At 66.0% G+C, this 14,574-nt stretch carries 14 protein-coding genes and 1 tRNA gene; 12 read left to right on the top strand and 3 right to left on the bottom strand.

Annotated elements, in window-relative coordinates; translation table 11 throughout:
• Positions 1-31 precede the first annotated feature (31 nt).
• A tRNA-Gln gene (locus tag GRI97_RS02725) sits at positions 32-105 on the bottom strand.
• A 220-nt stretch (positions 106-325) separates the two neighbouring features.
• On the opposite strand from GRI97_RS02725, the gene GRI97_RS02720 reads away from it, so the two are divergent.
• On the top strand, positions 326-1,501 hold the full coding sequence (locus GRI97_RS02720) for a Ppx/GppA phosphatase family protein (RefSeq protein WP_161389582.1): 1,176 nt from the start codon (positions 326-328) through the stop codon (positions 1,499-1,501).
• Positions 1,498-2,193, top strand: a complete 696-nt coding sequence (locus GRI97_RS02715) for an RlmE family RNA methyltransferase (RefSeq protein ID WP_161389581.1) — start codon at positions 1,498-1,500, stop codon at positions 2,191-2,193. The genes GRI97_RS02720 and GRI97_RS02715 overlap by 4 nt, the downstream gene beginning before the upstream one ends.
• A gap of 109 nt (positions 2,194-2,302) precedes the next feature.
• Here the strand turns inward: GRI97_RS02715 and GRI97_RS02710 are convergent, their stop codons facing one another.
• The gene (locus GRI97_RS02710) at positions 2,303-2,974 is read right to left on the bottom strand and encodes a c-type cytochrome (protein ID WP_161389580.1); all 672 of its coding nucleotides are present in this window, start codon (positions 2,972-2,974) and stop codon (positions 2,303-2,305) included.
• 139 nt (positions 2,975-3,113) lie between these two features.
• Between GRI97_RS02710 and GRI97_RS02705 the strand changes: the two genes are divergently transcribed.
• The 8 genes from GRI97_RS02705 to GRI97_RS02670 all read left to right on the top strand — a co-directional run bounded on the left by GRI97_RS02705 (position 3,114) and on the right by GRI97_RS02670 (position 10,840).
• Entirely contained in the window at positions 3,114-4,007 is an 894-nt protein-coding gene (locus tag GRI97_RS02705) for a prephenate dehydratase (RefSeq protein WP_161389579.1), read from the top strand.
• A 147-nt stretch (positions 4,008-4,154) separates the two neighbouring features.
• Positions 4,155-4,754 (top strand): hypothetical protein, encoded by a 600-nt coding sequence (locus tag GRI97_RS02700; protein WP_161389578.1) that lies wholly within the window; start codon positions 4,155-4,157, stop codon positions 4,752-4,754.
• Positions 4,754-6,082 (top strand): DUF4350 domain-containing protein, encoded by a 1,329-nt coding sequence (locus GRI97_RS02695; RefSeq protein ID WP_161389577.1) that lies wholly within the window; start codon positions 4,754-4,756, stop codon positions 6,080-6,082. The genes GRI97_RS02700 and GRI97_RS02695 overlap by 1 nt, the downstream gene beginning before the upstream one ends.
• Before the next feature lie 2 nt (positions 6,083-6,084).
• Positions 6,085-7,041 (top strand): AAA family ATPase, encoded by a 957-nt coding sequence (locus GRI97_RS02690; RefSeq protein ID WP_377019612.1) that lies wholly within the window; start codon positions 6,085-6,087, stop codon positions 7,039-7,041.
• A 4-nt stretch (positions 7,042-7,045) separates the two neighbouring features.
• Positions 7,046-8,371 (top strand): DUF58 domain-containing protein, encoded by a 1,326-nt coding sequence (locus GRI97_RS02685; protein WP_377018668.1) that lies wholly within the window; start codon positions 7,046-7,048, stop codon positions 8,369-8,371.
• Positions 8,371-9,423, top strand: coding sequence for a stage II sporulation protein M (locus GRI97_RS02680; RefSeq protein ID WP_161389575.1), 1,053 nt, complete (start codon positions 8,371-8,373; stop codon positions 9,421-9,423). The genes GRI97_RS02685 and GRI97_RS02680 overlap by 1 nt, the downstream gene beginning before the upstream one ends.
• The gene (locus tag GRI97_RS02675) at positions 9,420-10,310 is read left to right on the top strand and encodes an RDD family protein (RefSeq protein WP_161389574.1); all 891 of its coding nucleotides are present in this window, start codon (positions 9,420-9,422) and stop codon (positions 10,308-10,310) included. Before GRI97_RS02680 ends, GRI97_RS02675 begins: the two co-directional genes overlap by 4 nt.
• Entirely contained in the window at positions 10,307-10,840 is a 534-nt protein-coding gene (locus tag GRI97_RS02670) for a GNAT family N-acetyltransferase (protein WP_328598487.1), read from the top strand. The genes GRI97_RS02675 and GRI97_RS02670 overlap by 4 nt, the downstream gene beginning before the upstream one ends.
• Here GRI97_RS02670 and GRI97_RS02665 read toward each other — a convergent pair whose 3' ends face one another.
• Positions 10,841-12,601 carry a cation:proton antiporter domain-containing protein gene (locus GRI97_RS02665; protein WP_161390788.1) on the bottom strand — a complete coding sequence of 587 codons (1,761 nt, stop codon included), beginning with the start codon at positions 12,599-12,601 and terminating at the stop codon, positions 10,841-10,843.
• 215 nt (positions 12,602-12,816) lie between these two features.
• Between GRI97_RS02665 and ispG the strand changes: the two genes are divergently transcribed.
• Positions 12,817-13,965, top strand: coding sequence for a flavodoxin-dependent (E)-4-hydroxy-3-methylbut-2-enyl-diphosphate synthase (ispG, locus tag GRI97_RS02660; RefSeq protein WP_161389573.1), 1,149 nt, complete (start codon positions 12,817-12,819; stop codon positions 13,963-13,965).
• A 59-nt stretch (positions 13,966-14,024) separates the two neighbouring features.
• The gene (locus tag GRI97_RS02655; protein ID WP_161389572.1) at positions 14,025-14,534 is read left to right on the top strand and encodes a retropepsin-like aspartic protease family protein; all 510 of its coding nucleotides are present in this window, start codon (positions 14,025-14,027) and stop codon (positions 14,532-14,534) included.
• Positions 14,535-14,574: the final 40 nt, after the last annotated feature.

The following is a 14,574-nucleotide window of genomic DNA, read 5'->3' as shown; positions in this document are numbered from 1 at the left end:
TTTGGCGATCAGATCGGAAATGGAAGGTAGGTGGATGCCCCGCGAGGATTCGAACCTCGATTGACGGAGTCAGAGTCCGTAGTCTTACCTTTAGACGACGGGGCAACGGAAGCGCGCCCCTAGCCCGCAGGGTCGTGGGGGTCAAGCGATAGCTGGGACGAATTCGCCAGTGCCGCGCAATTTTTTCACCGCCGCCCCGCCCCGCGACGGCAGGCTGTTGGCTTCTTTCCGCAGCACACCTTGCCGATCCGCCTGCCCTTCGCTAGCTTGGGTGCCAAGTTCCGCCAGTATGGCGGGTATAATGATAAGTGAGTGTTGGCACATCATGGCGGACATCGACCCGCCGGAAAGCCGGGGTTTTTCAAACGGAAACAAGTCCAAGCCGGCCGGCAGGAATGGTCGGCAGGCGGATCCGTCCCCCCGGTGGAACGGCCAAACGGCTGGCGATGGCGGAACGGCGAACGGCCCCTGGCGGCGGGCCGCGCATAGCCAGACGCGCCAGTCCTATGCTGCGATCGATCTGGGTACGAACAACTGCCGGCTGCTGATCGCGCGCCCGGCGGACGACAGCTTCGTGGTGATCGACGCCTTCAGCCGGGTCGTCCGGCTGGGCGAAGGCCTGGCGCAAACCGGCGAATTGAGCGAACGGGCAATGGATCGTGCAGTGGGCGCGTTGCGGATTTGTGCCGACAAGCTGCGCAAGCGCAATGTCCATCTGGCCCGTTCCGTCGCGACCGAGGCATGCCGCCGGGCCAGCAATGGCGCGGAATTCATCGAACGCGTGCGGCAGGAAACCGGTATCCAGCTGGATATCATTTCCGCCGGGGAAGAGGCGCGGCTGGCGGTACTGGGGTGCCACATCCTGCTGGAAGACGGCATCGGCCCGGCGGTGATCTTCGACATCGGCGGCGGTTCCACCGAACTGGTGCTGATCGAACCGGGCGCGCCCGTACCGCGCATCATGGACTGGCAGAGCGTGCCCTGGGGTGTGGTGTCGCTGAGCGAGACCGTGGGCGGGGAAGAGGGCGATGCAGCCCATCGCATGGCCCGTTACCAGGAAATGCGCCGACTGGTGAGCGAGAGCTTCGCCCCCTTTGCCGAACGGATCGCCGATCAGCGCACGCCCGACCTGCGGCTGCTGGGCACCAGCGGCACGGTGACGACCCTGGCCAGCCTGCATCTGGACCTGCCGCAATATGATCGCCGGGCGATCGACGGGCTGATCGTGCCGAGCGACGCGATGCGCGGCATCGCCACCCGGCTTTCGGGAATGGCCCCGGCCGAGCGGCGGCAATTGCCCTGCATCGGGCAGGAACGGGCCGATCTGGTGGTGGCCGGCTGTGCCATTCTGGAATCGATACTGGATATCTGGCCCGCCACCCGGCTGGGCGTTGCAGACAGAGGCATTCGCGAAGGGATATTGCGCGCCATGATGACCGCCGATGCAGAAGGCATGCTGGCGCAGGCCACGCTGCGCAAGATCAGGCAGAAACGTCGATGAGAGGTTCCGGAAAAGAGCCCGAGAAGCGGCTGAAAGCCAACCGCAAGCGGACGGCATCTTCGGCGCGCTGGCTGTCGCGCCAGTTGAACGACCCCTATGTGCGGCAGGCGAAGGCAGAAGGGTATCGCAGCCGCGCCGCCTACAAGCTGATCGAACTGGATGAACGATTCGCCTTTCTGAAAGGCACGCATCGCGTGGTCGATCTGGGCGTGGCGCCGGGCGGCTGGAGCCAGGTGGTGCGCAAGCGCGCCCCACGCGCGGCGATCGTCGGCATCGATCTGCTGGAAACAGATCCGATCGAGGGCGTGACCTTGCTGCAGATGGATTTCATGGCCGATGCCGCCCCGGCGCAGCTGCAGGCGGCGCTGGATGGTCCGCCCGATCTGGTGCTGTCGGACATGGCCGCCAACACCGTGGGCCACAAGCAGACCGACCATCTGCGCACCATGGGGCTGGTCGAATCGGCCGCCTGGTTCGCGATCGAGACGCTGGAACCGGGCGGGGCCTTCCTGGCCAAGGTGCTGGCCGGAGGCACGGATACCGACCTGCTGACCTTGCTGAAAAAGCATTTCCGCACGGTCAAACACGCCAAGCCGCCTGCCAGCCGCAAGGATTCGTCGGAATGGTATGTGGTGGCGCAGGGATTCAAGGGCCGTGACACCATGGAAACGGAAGAGGATGGCCTGGCATAGCGGTTGACCGAATCGTCACCCGCCAGCACGCTTGCCGAATCACCAAACAAAATGGGCCCCGGTTCACGAAGAACCGGGGCCCATTTTGTTTATACGGAAAGGAAACCGGTCAGGCGGCCGGGGTTTCGCCAGCAGCCGGTGCAGCCTCTGCGCCTTCGGCAGGAGCAGCACCTTCAGCCGGTGCAGCGCCTTCTGCGCCTTCGGCAGCAGGGGCGTCCGCAGCCGCACCCTCTTCAGCGGCAGGAGCCGCAGCCGGCGTCGGCAGGGCCGGACCGCCGCCATTGGCAAGCAGATAAAGCATGACGTTCGCACGGTCGGCCGGATTGGACAGACCCGCGAAGCTCATCTTGGTGCCGCTGGCGAACGCCTTCGGGCTTTTCAGCCAGGCGTCCATGTTTTCAAAGGTCCAGGCGCCGCCATGACCGGAAAGCGCGCCGGAGAAAGCAAAGCCGCCCTTGCCGGTACCGATGGTTTCACCCATCGTGTGCCACAGATTCGGGCCGATGCCATTGGCGCCACCCTGATTGATCGTGTGGCAAGACACGCATTTGGCGAAAACCTTTTCACCGGCAGCCGCATCGCCGGTGGCGAGCAGTTCGGCCAGGCCCGGGCCGGAATCAGCCCCGCCTTCTTCTGCCGCGGCTTCGATCGGGTAGCCTTCCGTTTCCGGCGCGTGCGGCCGGTCAGCCTGGAAATACATTCCGCTGACGATCGATAGTCCGAGGGCGACGACGCCGGAGAACAAAGTCCAGCCGGCGATGGTGTTGAAGCGATCTTGCATCGTGGAGTTTCTGCCAGAATTTCCCGTATTGCGGGCCGCTCTAGTGGCGGGTTGCCATCCGTGCAAGTCCGATAGTGTTGCGATTATGGCTCGATAGTGACTTGTCCGCCGCGCGCCCCGTCTCTACCGGCTGCGCGCCATGGACAGCTTCCCCGCCCCCGCCCGCCAGTTGGTCGACCAGATGCGCGAAACCGCGCTCGCCAATCCGGCCCAAGCCATATCGTTTCAGGGCGCCCCCGGCGCCAATTCCCACCGGGCCGCGCTGGAATGGGCGCCCGATTGCCTGCCGCTGCCCTGCTTCAGCTTTGCCGATGCGCTGGATGCGGTGACATCGGGCGCGGTCGATTGCGCGATGATACCGATCGAAAATTCGCAGGCCGGACGTGTGGCCGATATCCATTTCCTGCTGCCGGAAAGCGGGCTGTCCATCGTCGGCGAATATTTCATGCCGATCCATCACGCTCTGATGGCGATCGGCAAGGGACCGTTCAAGGCGGCGTTCAGCCATGTACACGCCCTGGGCCAGTCGCGTCATTATCTGGCGCAGCGCAATATCGTGCCGCTGAGCCATGCCGACACGGCCGGCGCGGCCGCACATGTCAAGGAACTGGGCGATCCGGAGATCGCGGCGATCGCCCCGGCCCTGGCGGCAGATCTGTATGGGTTGGAGATCATCGACCAGCGGGTGGAAGACACGGAAGACAACACCACGCGTTTCGTCATCCTGGCCCGCGACGCGCTGGATCCGGGCGTGCTGGCCGATCAGCGGGCCATGACGACCTTCATCTTCGAAGTGCGCAATGTGCCTTCCGCCCTGTTCAAGGCGCTGGGCGGCTTTGCCACCAATGGCGTGAACATGACCAAGCTGGAAAGCTATCAGCGCGGTGCGAGCTTTGCCGCAACGACGTTTTATGCCGATATCGAGGGCGCACCGGGCACCCCTGCGGTGGACCGCGCGCTGGAAGAACTGGCCTTTTACTGCAAGCACATGCGCGTTCTGGGCACCTATCCGCAGGCCCGCGCACGCGGCTGATCTGCCCCGGATCGGGTGTGTGACCGCCAGCAATGCGAGTTGCGCGGCGGTCCAAGCCGTGCCACCAAAGGCGATGTGGCGGAAAGATCCGGGGAAACTGAGGTTGCATCGGCAAATGGCGCGGACTTTGTCCGCGACTGGCAGGCCATGCGTGCCAACAGCGATATCCAGTTCGCGCCGATAGAACCCCCCAAGCAGGAACCGCCGCCCGAATGGCTGGGCAAGGTGATGGAATGGCTGGAATGGCTGTTCACCCCGCTGATGGAGCTGGGGAAGATGATCGGCGTTTCGGCGCAGGCCATCACCTGGATCGCCATCGGGATCGTCGTGCTGCTGGTCGGGCTGCTGCTGTGGCGCCTGCTGGCCCCATTGACCGTGCGGCCACCGAAAGACGATGCGGAAGAACCGGCCTGGGTGCCGGACAGCGCCGCAGCCAGCCTGTTGCTGGAAGATGCCGACCGCCTGGCCGCAGAGGGCCGCTATGACGAGGCGACGCATCTGCTGCTGCGCCGCAGCGTCAGCCAGATCCGCGAGGCGCGGCCCGATCTGCTCGAACCGTCGAGCACTGCGCGCGAAATCGCCGTGCTGCCGGTCCTGTCCGAAGCCGCGCGCACGGGCTTTGGCGTGATTGCCGACCGGGTGGAACGCAGCCTGTTTGCGCTGCGCACACTGTCGCAGGACGATTGGCTGGCCGCCCGCGACGCCTATTCCGCCTTCGCCCTGGCCGCACCGGCGGCGCATAGCTGATGGCGCGGCCCGGCAATCCCTTCAGCGCCCGCGCGGTGCTGATCCTGCTGGCGGCAGGCACGGCCGCCTTCCTGTTGCTGCTCTATGCCATCGGTGCCGGCTGGGACGATGGCAACGAAGGCATGATGCGCAACGGCCACGCCCGTTCCAACGGGCTGAACGGCTATGCCGCGCTGGTCGATCTGGTCGAACGGCGCGGGCACACCGTGCATCTGGCCAGCAGCAAGGAAGAATTGACCGATGCATCCCCGGTGATGGCTTCGGGCGACCACCGGGTGGCCCAGTCGTTGCTGGTGATGACCCCGTCGCATGATGCCGATGCCGCAGAAATCTGGCAGATCATCAATGACCGGCGCCATACCGGGCCGACCATTCTGGTCGTGCCGAAATGGGCCGCCATGGCCGCGCCGCAGACGGCCCTGTCCCTGTCGAAACGGGGGTGGGTGATGCTGGTGTCTTCGCATGTGCCGGAATGGGCATCCGAACTGGACGGCATTGCCGGTCTGACGATCGAACCCGGCAAGGATGCGGGCTGGCGCGGGCTGGGACTTTCGGGTGCCTTCCCCGAACCCGAAACGATCCAGCACATGGCCGCGGCCGATCTCGTCCCCCTGGTCGTGACCGGCAAGAACGGCGCCCCGGTGGCGGCCTATTGGGACAATTACGGCAGCTATCCGATGCTGGAAGATGCCGCCGGTGTCGGCCCGCATGCGGATGACGATGTCGATGAAAACCTGTGGCCGCTGGTGATCGTGTCCGAACCCGATCTGATGAACAATTATGGCCTGGCCGACCCGAAACGCGCCGAGCTGGCGATGGATCTGATCGAAACCACCATGGATGGGTATGAGATCGACATCGCGTTCGACCTTTATACCGCCGGGCTTGCCAGGAATGACAATCTGCTGACGCTGGCGATCAAGCCGCCTTTCCTGGCCGCGACGCTGTGCCTGCTGTTCGCCGCGCTGGTGATCGCCTGGCGCGGGATGCTGCGGTTCGGGCCGCCGGTGGCCGAGGCGCTGACCGCTGTCATGGGCAAGCGGCAGCTGGCCCGCAATGGGGCCGCGCTGGTGGTGCGGGCGCGCCGTATCCATCTGCTCGGCCCACCCTATGCCAATATGGTTTCCCAGCGCATGGCCAACGCGCTGGGCATTCGCGAGCCCGATCCGCAGCTGCGCGACGTCGCGATTGCCTGGGCGATGGAGCAGCGGGGCCATGGGCGAGACTATTCCAGCGCCGCAGAAGCCCTGCACCGCGCCCGTACCCCCACAGAATTGCTGCGCGCTGCGGCCGCACTGAGGAAAGTCGAAAGGACCCTGGACAAATGAGCATGTCGCTGGAGGAAGCCCGGAGCCTGGCGGGCGCGATCCGGACCGAAATCGCCAAGGCGATCGTTGGTCAGGATGAGACGGTCGAACATCTGCTGATCGCCCTGATCGCGCAGGGTCATGTGCTGCTGGAAGGCCCGCCGGGCACCGCCAAGACATTCCTGGCGCAGAGCTTTGCCGCGGCGACCGGGCTGGAATTCGGCCGGATCCAGTTCACCCCGGATCTGCTGCCCGGCGATATCCTGGGTTCCAACCTGTTCAATTTCCAGACCAGCCAGTTCACCCTGACGCGCGGGCCGATCTTCCGCGAACTGCTGCTGGCCGATGAAATCAACCGCACCCCGCCCAAGACCCAGGCTGCATTGCTGGAGGCAATGCAGGAACGGCGCGTGACGCTGGACGGCGAATCGCATGCGCTGTCCCCCCGGTTCATGGTGGTGGCGACGCAGAACCCGATCGAGAACCAGGGCGTCTATCCGCTGCCCGAAGCGCAGCTGGACCGGTTCCTGTTCAAGCTGCTGGTACCCTATCCCAGCGCCGAGGAAGAGGCGAAGATCGTCACCCGTTTCGGCACGCGCAGCGGCCCGCCCAAGGCCGGCGATTTCGGCGTTTCCATGGTGGCCGATGCGGCCGCGATCAGCGCCGCGCAGGAAGCGGTCAAGACCGTGACCCTGGCCGAGGAAGTGGTGGCCTATATCGTGGCGCTGGTGCGGGCGACGCGCGGCAACCCGGATATCGCCAATGGCGCATCGCCGCGCGCCGCCGTGCTGCTGGCCAATGCCGCCCGCGCCCGCGCGGCCCTGCATGGCCGCGACTATGTGCTGCCCGACGATGTGAAGGCGCTGGCCGTTTCGACGCTGCGCCACCGGCTGGTGCTGAGCCCGGCCGCCGAAATCGAAGGCCGCCAGATCGAACAGCTGGTGACCGGGCTGATCGAACAGACCGAGGCGCCGAAATAAGCCCGTGCGCGCACCGATCGTCCCCACCGCCCGGGCGCTGATCCTGCTGGTGCTGATGGCGCCGGTGGCCGTGCTGATTGCCGCGACCGCGCCGGGCGTGTGGTATATCGCGCCCGTATTGGCGGCCGGTCTGCTGGGGCTGGTCGTGATCGACGGGCTGATGGCCGCCGGGCTGCGCGATGTGCAGCTGCACGTGCCCAGCGATACCGAAGTGGGGCAGGATCTGCTGCTGACGGTGCAGGCCGATTACACCCGCCCGCCCGCCGGGCAGCCGGAAATCGCCATGGGGTTCGATCAGCGGCTGGGCACCGATGGGCTGCGCACCTTCCCCCTGCATCAGGGCAGCGGGGGCGACCGGCGCAGCGGCAGCGTGACGATCACCCCGCAGCGGCGCGGCACCGGGATCGTGCATGAAATCGCGCTGCGCTGGCCCGGCCCGCTGGGGCTGGCCTGGCGGCAGACCCGGCAGGAGCTGGAGCGCGAGGTGCGCGTATGGCCCGATCTGTCACCGGTGCGGTCCCCGCAGCTGCAGCACTTTCTGCGCGATTCGCAGTTCGGCATGATCGCCCGGCGCATTCGCGGCGAAGGCACCCAGTTCGAAGCCCTGTCCGAATATGAGCCCGGCATGGACCGGCGCCGGATCGACTGGAAGGCCAGCGCCCGCCACACCAGGCTTTACGCGCGGGAAAACGAATCCGAACGCGACAACCAGATCGTGTTTGCCTTCGATTGTGGCCAGGCGATGTGCGAGCCGGTGGATGGGCTGGCGCGGATCGACCGGGCGGTATCGGCCGCGCTGACCGCCGGCTTCGTCGCCCTGAAGGGTGGCGACAAGGTGGCGCTGTTCGGTTTTGCCGACAAGCCGCAGCTGATGACCCCCTTCGTATCCGACACGCGCGGTTTTCACCGGCTGCAATCGGCGGCCGCCGGGTTGGATTATGTGCCGCGCGAACCGAATTTCACGCTGGGCCTGGCAACGCTGACGGCCAAGCTGCGCCGTCGGTCGCTGATCGTGCTGTTTTCCGATTTTTCCGATCCGACCTCTGCCGAAATCATGGTCGAAAGCGTCGAGCGGCTGGTGCGTCATCATCTGGTGATCTTCGTCACCATGGTCGATTCCGAGCTGGCCGAACTGGCCCATGCCCCGCCCCGCGACCTGACCGATATCGCCACCGCCGTTTCGGCCGATGGGCTGGCGCGCCAGCGGGCGCTGGTGCTCAAGCGCCTGCGCCGGCTGGGCGTGGATGTGATCGAGGCGCCGTGGCAATCGATCGGTTACAGCCTGATCGACCGCTATCTCCAAACCAAGCGCGCGGAGGCGATCGGCTGATGGCTCTGTTTCCCTTCTTCGGCCGGGCCGAGGACATCTCGCCCCCCGATATCGAAGCCGCATCCCTGCGATCCGACCGGTTCCGGCTGGAACGCGAGACCGACTGGCGGCGGTTGGAAGCGATTGTCGTGGCGCTGGAAAAAGGTCGCCCACGGCGGATTTCCGATGACGATCTGCTGGCGCTGCCGGTGCTGTATCGGCAAGCCGCATCAAGCCTGGCGGTGGCGCGCGAAACCACGCTGGACGCGGGTACGCTGGGCTATCTAGAATCGCTGGTGCGGCGCGCCTGGTTCCAGATCTATGGCCCGCGCGACGGCTTTCCCGGCTGGTTCCGCCGCTTCCTGGCCGGCGGCTGGAGCGAGGCGGTGCGCGCCCTGTGGCTGGAAATCTGCATCGCCCTGGCGGTGATGGTCGCCGGCACCATGGTCGGCTGGTTGCTGGTGGCGCGCGATGTCGAATGGTATCACCGGCTGATCCCGGGCGAGATGAGCAGCGGGCGGGCGCCCGGCGCCACGCGGGAGGCGCTGGCGGCCAGCCTTTCAGGCCAGAATGACGCCGAAGGGCTGACCGTGTTTGCCACCTATCTGTTTTCCAACAACAGCGCGGTTTCCATCCTGGCCTTCGCGCTCGGCTTCGCCTTCGGCATCCCCACCGTGCTGCTGCTGGTGTACAACACCGCCGTGCTGGGGGCGATGATGTGGCTGTTCGTCGATGCCGGTCTGGGCTGGGAATTCGCGGCCTGGCTGTCGATCCACGGCACCACCGAATTGCTGGCGATCCTGCTGGCGGGTGCCGCCGGCCTGCATATCGGCCGGTCCATGGCCTTCCCCGGCAGCCAGTCGGTGCTGGTCGCAGCGGAAAGCAGCGGCCGGCGTGCGGCCACGGTGATGGTGGGCGTGGTGGTGATGCTGGCCATTGCCGGACTGCTGGAAGGCTATGCCCGCCAGCTGTTGCAACCCGCGCCCGCACGCGCCGCAGTCGGGAGCATGATGCTGCTGTTCTGGATCACCTATTTCACCGTGCTGCGCCGCCGGAGCGCGACCATCGCATGAGCAAGGTGAAACGCCAGAGCCCCGAGGGTCGCGCCCGGCAACTGACCACGGCCGAGGGGCTGTCGCTGCCGCTGACCATTGCCAGCCGCAGCGCCCGCGCCGGTGCACTGCTGCTGGATCTGGCCCTGATGATCGTGGCCGTGATCCTGTTCCTGATCGCTGCGATCGCGATCGGCGTGGGGACGTTTTCGGTTGGGGAGGGCGCTGCGCCGGGCATCGAACTGCTGGCCGTGATCGTGCTGCTGTTCCTGTTCTTCGCCCGGTTCGGCTATTTCCTGTGGTTCGAACTGGGACCGCGCGGGGCGACCCCGGGCAAGCGGGCGCTGGGCATAAGAGTGGTGGCGCGCGGCGGCGGCCGGTTGACGGCCGAAGCGGTGATCGCACGCAATCTGCTGCGCGATGTGGAGGTGTTCATCCCCGTCATGCTGCTGATCACCGGGCAGGCGGCAGGCGGGGTGATCAATCTGCTGCTGTTCGCCTGGCTGGCGATTTTCCTGCTGTTCCCCTGTTTCAACCGCGACAATCTGCGCGCCGGCGATCTGGTTGCCGGCACCTGGGTGGTGGAAACCGACCGGCGCAAGCTGCCCGATGCGATGTCCGTATCGGCGCAGGGCGTTCCGGCGGCGACCGTGACGCCAGCCTATCAGTTCGGCGATGCCGAGCTGTCGGTCTATGGCGAACACGAGCTGCAGGTGCTGGAAAGCGTGCTGCGCAACAACCAGCCCGAAGCCATGCGCAAGGTGATGGATGCGATCTGCATCAAGATCGGCTGGACCAGCGGCGCCGGCGACGAACGCGCGTTTCTGGAAGCGTTCTATGCCGCGCTGCGCGCCCGGCTGGAACGCAACATGCGCTTCGGCAATCGCAAGAAAGACAAGTTTTCGTGACCAGCCCGACCACTCTGCGCCTGGCGACCCTGGCCGATACCGAAACGCTGGCGCAATTTGCGCGCGATGCCTTCGTCGCGGCCTTCGGCACGCTGTACGCCGCCGAAGATCTGGCGGCATTTCTGGCGCAAGCACGCAGCCAGGCCAGCTATCGCGCGCATCTGGCCGATCCGAAAAAGCGGATCTGCCTGGCCGAACGCGACGGGCAGATCGCCGGCTATGCGCTGATCGTGCTGGGCGAAGGATTTCCCGAACGCCCCGCCCCCCAGCCGGCGGGTCCCGTCATGCTGAGCCAACTGTATTGCGGCGCCGACACCACCGGGCTGGGGATCGGTGCAGCACTGATGCAATGGGTCCAGGCCGAAGCACGCGGCTGGGGCGCCGATGCGATCCAGCTGTCCGTCTATAGCGAAAACACCGGGGCCCAGCGGTTCTATGCCCGGCACGGCTTTGCCCATGTCGCCGACCTGGATTTCTGGGTGGGCAACAAGCGCGACGATGAATTTCTGTACGAATTGTCGCTGGGTTGATCAGCGCCGTTCGGCCTGAATTTCCGGCTTCGTCAGGATAATCTCCCGCGCGGCGTGCAGATCGCCGCTATCGATCTGGCGATCGAGCCGATCCTGATCATGGGTGCGATAGATCATTTCCGCCCGGTCGATTTCCTCCACGCTCAGGCCCAGCCGATCCAGCGCCAGCCGCGCCATGCTCATCGCCGATTCCAGCACTTCGCGGGTGACATTTTCCACCGGGGCATCATGCAGGCGCAGCAGGCTGCGGCGATCGAAGCCGCGCACATAGATCGCCGCCTGCGGGAAGGCGGCGTGGACAGCGTGGGTGAAACCGGCATCGACCTGATCGCCATCGGTGCAGAACAGGATCGCCTGCGCATTGCCGGCCCCGGCCTGGCGCAGCAGATCGATCCGCATGCCATCCCCGAAATAGACCGTGGCCCCGAAATCGCCGGCGACGTCGATCATTTCCACATCGCTGTCGATCAGGGTGACGGATATGCCGCCGGCCATCAGCGTCTGTGCCACCGTCTGCCCGAAGCGGCCGAAGCCGACCACCAGCGCGCGGGCGCCTTCATCGACCGGGCCGTCCCGTTCCCCGGGCGCGGAAGCCGGCGCCGCGCGGATGCGGCGCGTGGCCATCATCAGGAAGGGGGTCGTCGCCATGGAGAAGGTAACGACGGCGGAAAACAGGCTGGCCGCCTCCGCATCGATCAGGAGCGCCGATTGTGCCTGGGCAAACAGCACGAAGCCGAATTCGCCGCCCTGGCTGAGCAGCAGGCCAAGCGCGAAGGCGGCGCGCCAGGCCATGCCGAACAAGCGGCCAATGGCGAAGATCACCGCCACCTTCACCACGATCAGCCCCAGGGCCATGCCGATCACGAACAGCGGGCGTTCGGCAATGGCGTGCAGATCCAGCATCATGCCCACGGAGACGAAGAACAGGCCGAGCAGGATCGAGCGGAAGGGTTCGACATCCGCCTCCAGCTCATGCCGATAGGGCGAATCGGCCAGCATCACCCCGGCGATGAAGGCGCCAAGCGCGGTGGAAAGGCCCAGCAGTTCCATCAGCGCGGCACTGGCCACCACGGTGAGGAGCGCCGCCATGACGAACAATTCGCGTTCGCCCAGCCGGCCGATGAGGCTGAACAACGGGCGAATAACGAAGCGGCCCGCCGCGATCAGCCCGGCGATGGCGGCCAGCGTCATCAGTGCCAGCACCCAGCCTTCGGGCCCCTGCGCGTGCGCCGGGTTGCGGCTGAGCGCGGCAACGATGGTGATCAGCGGGATGATCGACAGATCCTGAAACAGCAGGATCGCAAAGGCCCGTTCGCCCAGCGGGGTCTGCAGCCGGCCGGCCGATTGCAGCATCGGCAGCACCTGGGCGGTGGACGAGAGCGCCAGCGGCAAGCCCAGCGCGAGCGCGGCGGCGGGGCTGAAACCGGTAAACAGCAGGATCACGCCGGTGATCGCCAGCCCGCAGGCCACCACCTGCAGCGTGCCGACGCCGAAGATATCGCGCCGCATGCGCCACAGCCGGGTGGGATTGAGTTCCAGCCCGACCACGAACAGCAGCATGACGATGCCGAATTCGGCGAAATGCATCATTGCCTGCGCACCCCCGGCCAAGCCGAAGACATGTGGCCCGATCATCGCCCCGGCGACCAGATAACCCAGCGTCGCCCCCAGCCCGAGCCGACGGAACAGCATCACGCTGGCCAGCGCGAAGGCCAGCAGCACGAAACCGAGAAACAGCAGTGATTCGCTCTGATGCGGCATCGGCAGAATTCCGGGCGGCGGGGACGGCCGCAGACCAGCCCCGGCACCGGCGGAACCGGCCATGGAGCAGGCCCCTGGCGCAATGCACCAAATCGCCCGCACCCGAAAGCGGCCAATGCGAAATTGCGCCATGGCTGCGGGCTTTTGCCCCCGGGTGACGGATCAATGCAGCGCATGACTTTTCCCTGACGCAGGAAGGGCGTATAGGGGCCGCCATGTCCTCCATTCGTCCCTGGCGCGATATCGAGCGCCGCAAGAGCCGCCAGATCATGGTCGGCAATGTGCCCGTTGGTGGCGATGCCCCGATCACGGTGCAGACCATGACCAACACGCTGACATCCGACGCGCGCGCGACGATCGACCAGATCCGCCGGTGCGAGGATGCCGGGGCCGATATCATCCGCGTATCCTGCCCAGATGTGGAAAGCACCGCGGCGCTGGGAGAGATCGTCCGCGCGGCGAACATCCCGATCGTGGCGGATATTCATTTCCATTATAAGCGCGCGCTGGAAGCCGCCGATGCGGGCGCGGCCTGCCTGCGGATCAACCCGGGCAATATCGGATCATCCGACCGCGTGGCCGAAGTGGTCCGCGCGGCCAAGGCCAATGGCTGCGCCATCCGGATCGGCGTGAACGCCGGCAGCCTGGAAAAGGATCTGCTGGAAAAATACGGCGAGCCCTGCCCCGAAGCGCTGGTGGAAAGCGCGCTCGACCATATCAAGCTGCTGCAGGATCACGATTTCCACGAATACAAGGTGGCGGTGAAGGCCAGCGACGTGTTCCTGGCCGTGGCCGCCTACAACGGGCTGGCCGATGCGGTGGATTGCCCGCTGCATCTGGGCATTACCGAGGCCGGCGGGCTGATCGGCGGGACGGTGAAATCCTCGATCGGGATGGGCAATCTGCTGTGGGCTGGGATCGGCGACACGATCCGCGTTTCGCTGTCGGCCGAACCGGAAGAGGAAGTGCGCGTCGGGTTCGAAATGCTCAAGGCGCTGGGCCTGCGCACGCGCGGCGTGCGGGTGGTATCCTGCCCGTCCTGCGCGCGGCAGGGGTTCGATGTGATCCGCACGGTGCAGGCGCTGGAAGCCCGGCTGCAGCATATCAAGACGCCGCTGTCGCTGTCCGTGCTGGGCTGCGTGGTCAATGGCCCGGGCGAGGCGCGCGAGACCGATATCGGGATCACCGGCGGCGGCAACGGCAAGCATATGGTCTATCTGTCCGGCGTGACCGATCACCATGTGCAGGACGCCAATATGCTCGATCACATCGTGGCGCTGGTGGAACAGCGCGCGGCGCAGATCGAAGCGGACATGTCCGACGCGGGGAAGGCCGTTACGGAAGAAGTGCAGGCGGCCGAATAGGCTGTTCACCTGCCTGCGACTTTACGGCGGGTTAAGCCTGATCCGCTAGCCTGGCGGGCATGAAGACGAACGCCATATTGGCACTGGTTGCCGCTGCCGGCGCCCTGGGTTGGGTGGCCGGGAAGGATCCGCCCGCCAGCCAGCCAGTGGCCACCAGTGAGCCGGCTGTGACGGCCAGGACCGATGCGCCACAGGGGCCAGCAGGCGCCGTGACCCTGCCACGGTCGGAAAACGGGCATTTCTACGCCCCTGTCACCATCGATGGCCGTGCGGTGGAAATGCTGGTCGATACCGGCGCCAGCGTGATCGCCCTGACCGGCGCAGATGCGGCGGCGCTGGGGTTCGACTGGAACGAGGACGAGATCGTGCCGGTCGGCCGCGGGGCGAGTGGGACGGTGATGGGCAAGGCCATCGTGATCGATCAGGTGCAGATGGGCGATCTGGCAGCGGAGCGGATCGATGCGGTTATCGTCCCGGCCGGGCTGACCACATCGCTGCTCGGCCAATCCTTCCTCAGCCGCATCGGTCCGGTGGAAATGCAGGGCGATACCCTGCTGATCGGCCATTGATCGCGCGAGGCGGGATCCGGCATACTTTCGCTTAACCCCC

The sequence above is a fragment of the Croceibacterium xixiisoli genome (genome assembly GCF_009827305.1).
GTDB lineage: Bacteria > Pseudomonadota > Alphaproteobacteria > Sphingomonadales > Sphingomonadaceae > Croceibacterium_C > Croceibacterium_C xixiisoli.
This window is presented reverse-complemented; position numbering and strand designations above follow the sequence as displayed.

Coding starts and splice junctions, on each gene's coding strand:
- ispG (WP_161389573.1), top strand. CDS start 12,817: ATGTCCTCCATTCGTCCCTGGCGCGATATCGAGCGCCGCAAGAGCCGC.
- GRI97_RS02695 (WP_161389577.1), top strand. CDS start 4,754: ATGGCGCGGCCCGGCAATCCCTTCAGCGCCCGCGCGGTGCTGATCCTG.
- GRI97_RS02720 (WP_161389582.1), top strand. CDS start 326: ATGGCGGACATCGACCCGCCGGAAAGCCGGGGTTTTTCAAACGGAAAC.
- GRI97_RS02710 (WP_161389580.1), bottom strand. CDS start 2,974: ATGCAAGATCGCTTCAACACCATCGCCGGCTGGACTTTGTTCTCCGGC.
- GRI97_RS02665 (WP_161390788.1), bottom strand. CDS start 12,601: ATGCCGCATCAGAGCGAATCACTGCTGTTTCTCGGTTTCGTGCTGCTG.
- GRI97_RS02715 (WP_161389581.1), top strand. CDS start 1,498: ATGAGAGGTTCCGGAAAAGAGCCCGAGAAGCGGCTGAAAGCCAACCGC.
- GRI97_RS02675 (WP_161389574.1), top strand. CDS start 9,420: ATGAGCAAGGTGAAACGCCAGAGCCCCGAGGGTCGCGCCCGGCAACTG.
- GRI97_RS02690 (WP_377019612.1), top strand. CDS start 6,085: ATGTCGCTGGAGGAAGCCCGGAGCCTGGCGGGCGCGATCCGGACCGAA.
- GRI97_RS02705 (WP_161389579.1), top strand. CDS start 3,114: ATGGACAGCTTCCCCGCCCCCGCCCGCCAGTTGGTCGACCAGATGCGC.
- GRI97_RS02655 (WP_161389572.1), top strand. CDS start 14,025: ATGAAGACGAACGCCATATTGGCACTGGTTGCCGCTGCCGGCGCCCTG.
- GRI97_RS02700 (WP_161389578.1), top strand. CDS start 4,155: ATGCGTGCCAACAGCGATATCCAGTTCGCGCCGATAGAACCCCCCAAG.
- GRI97_RS02680 (WP_161389575.1), top strand. CDS start 8,371: ATGGCTCTGTTTCCCTTCTTCGGCCGGGCCGAGGACATCTCGCCCCCC.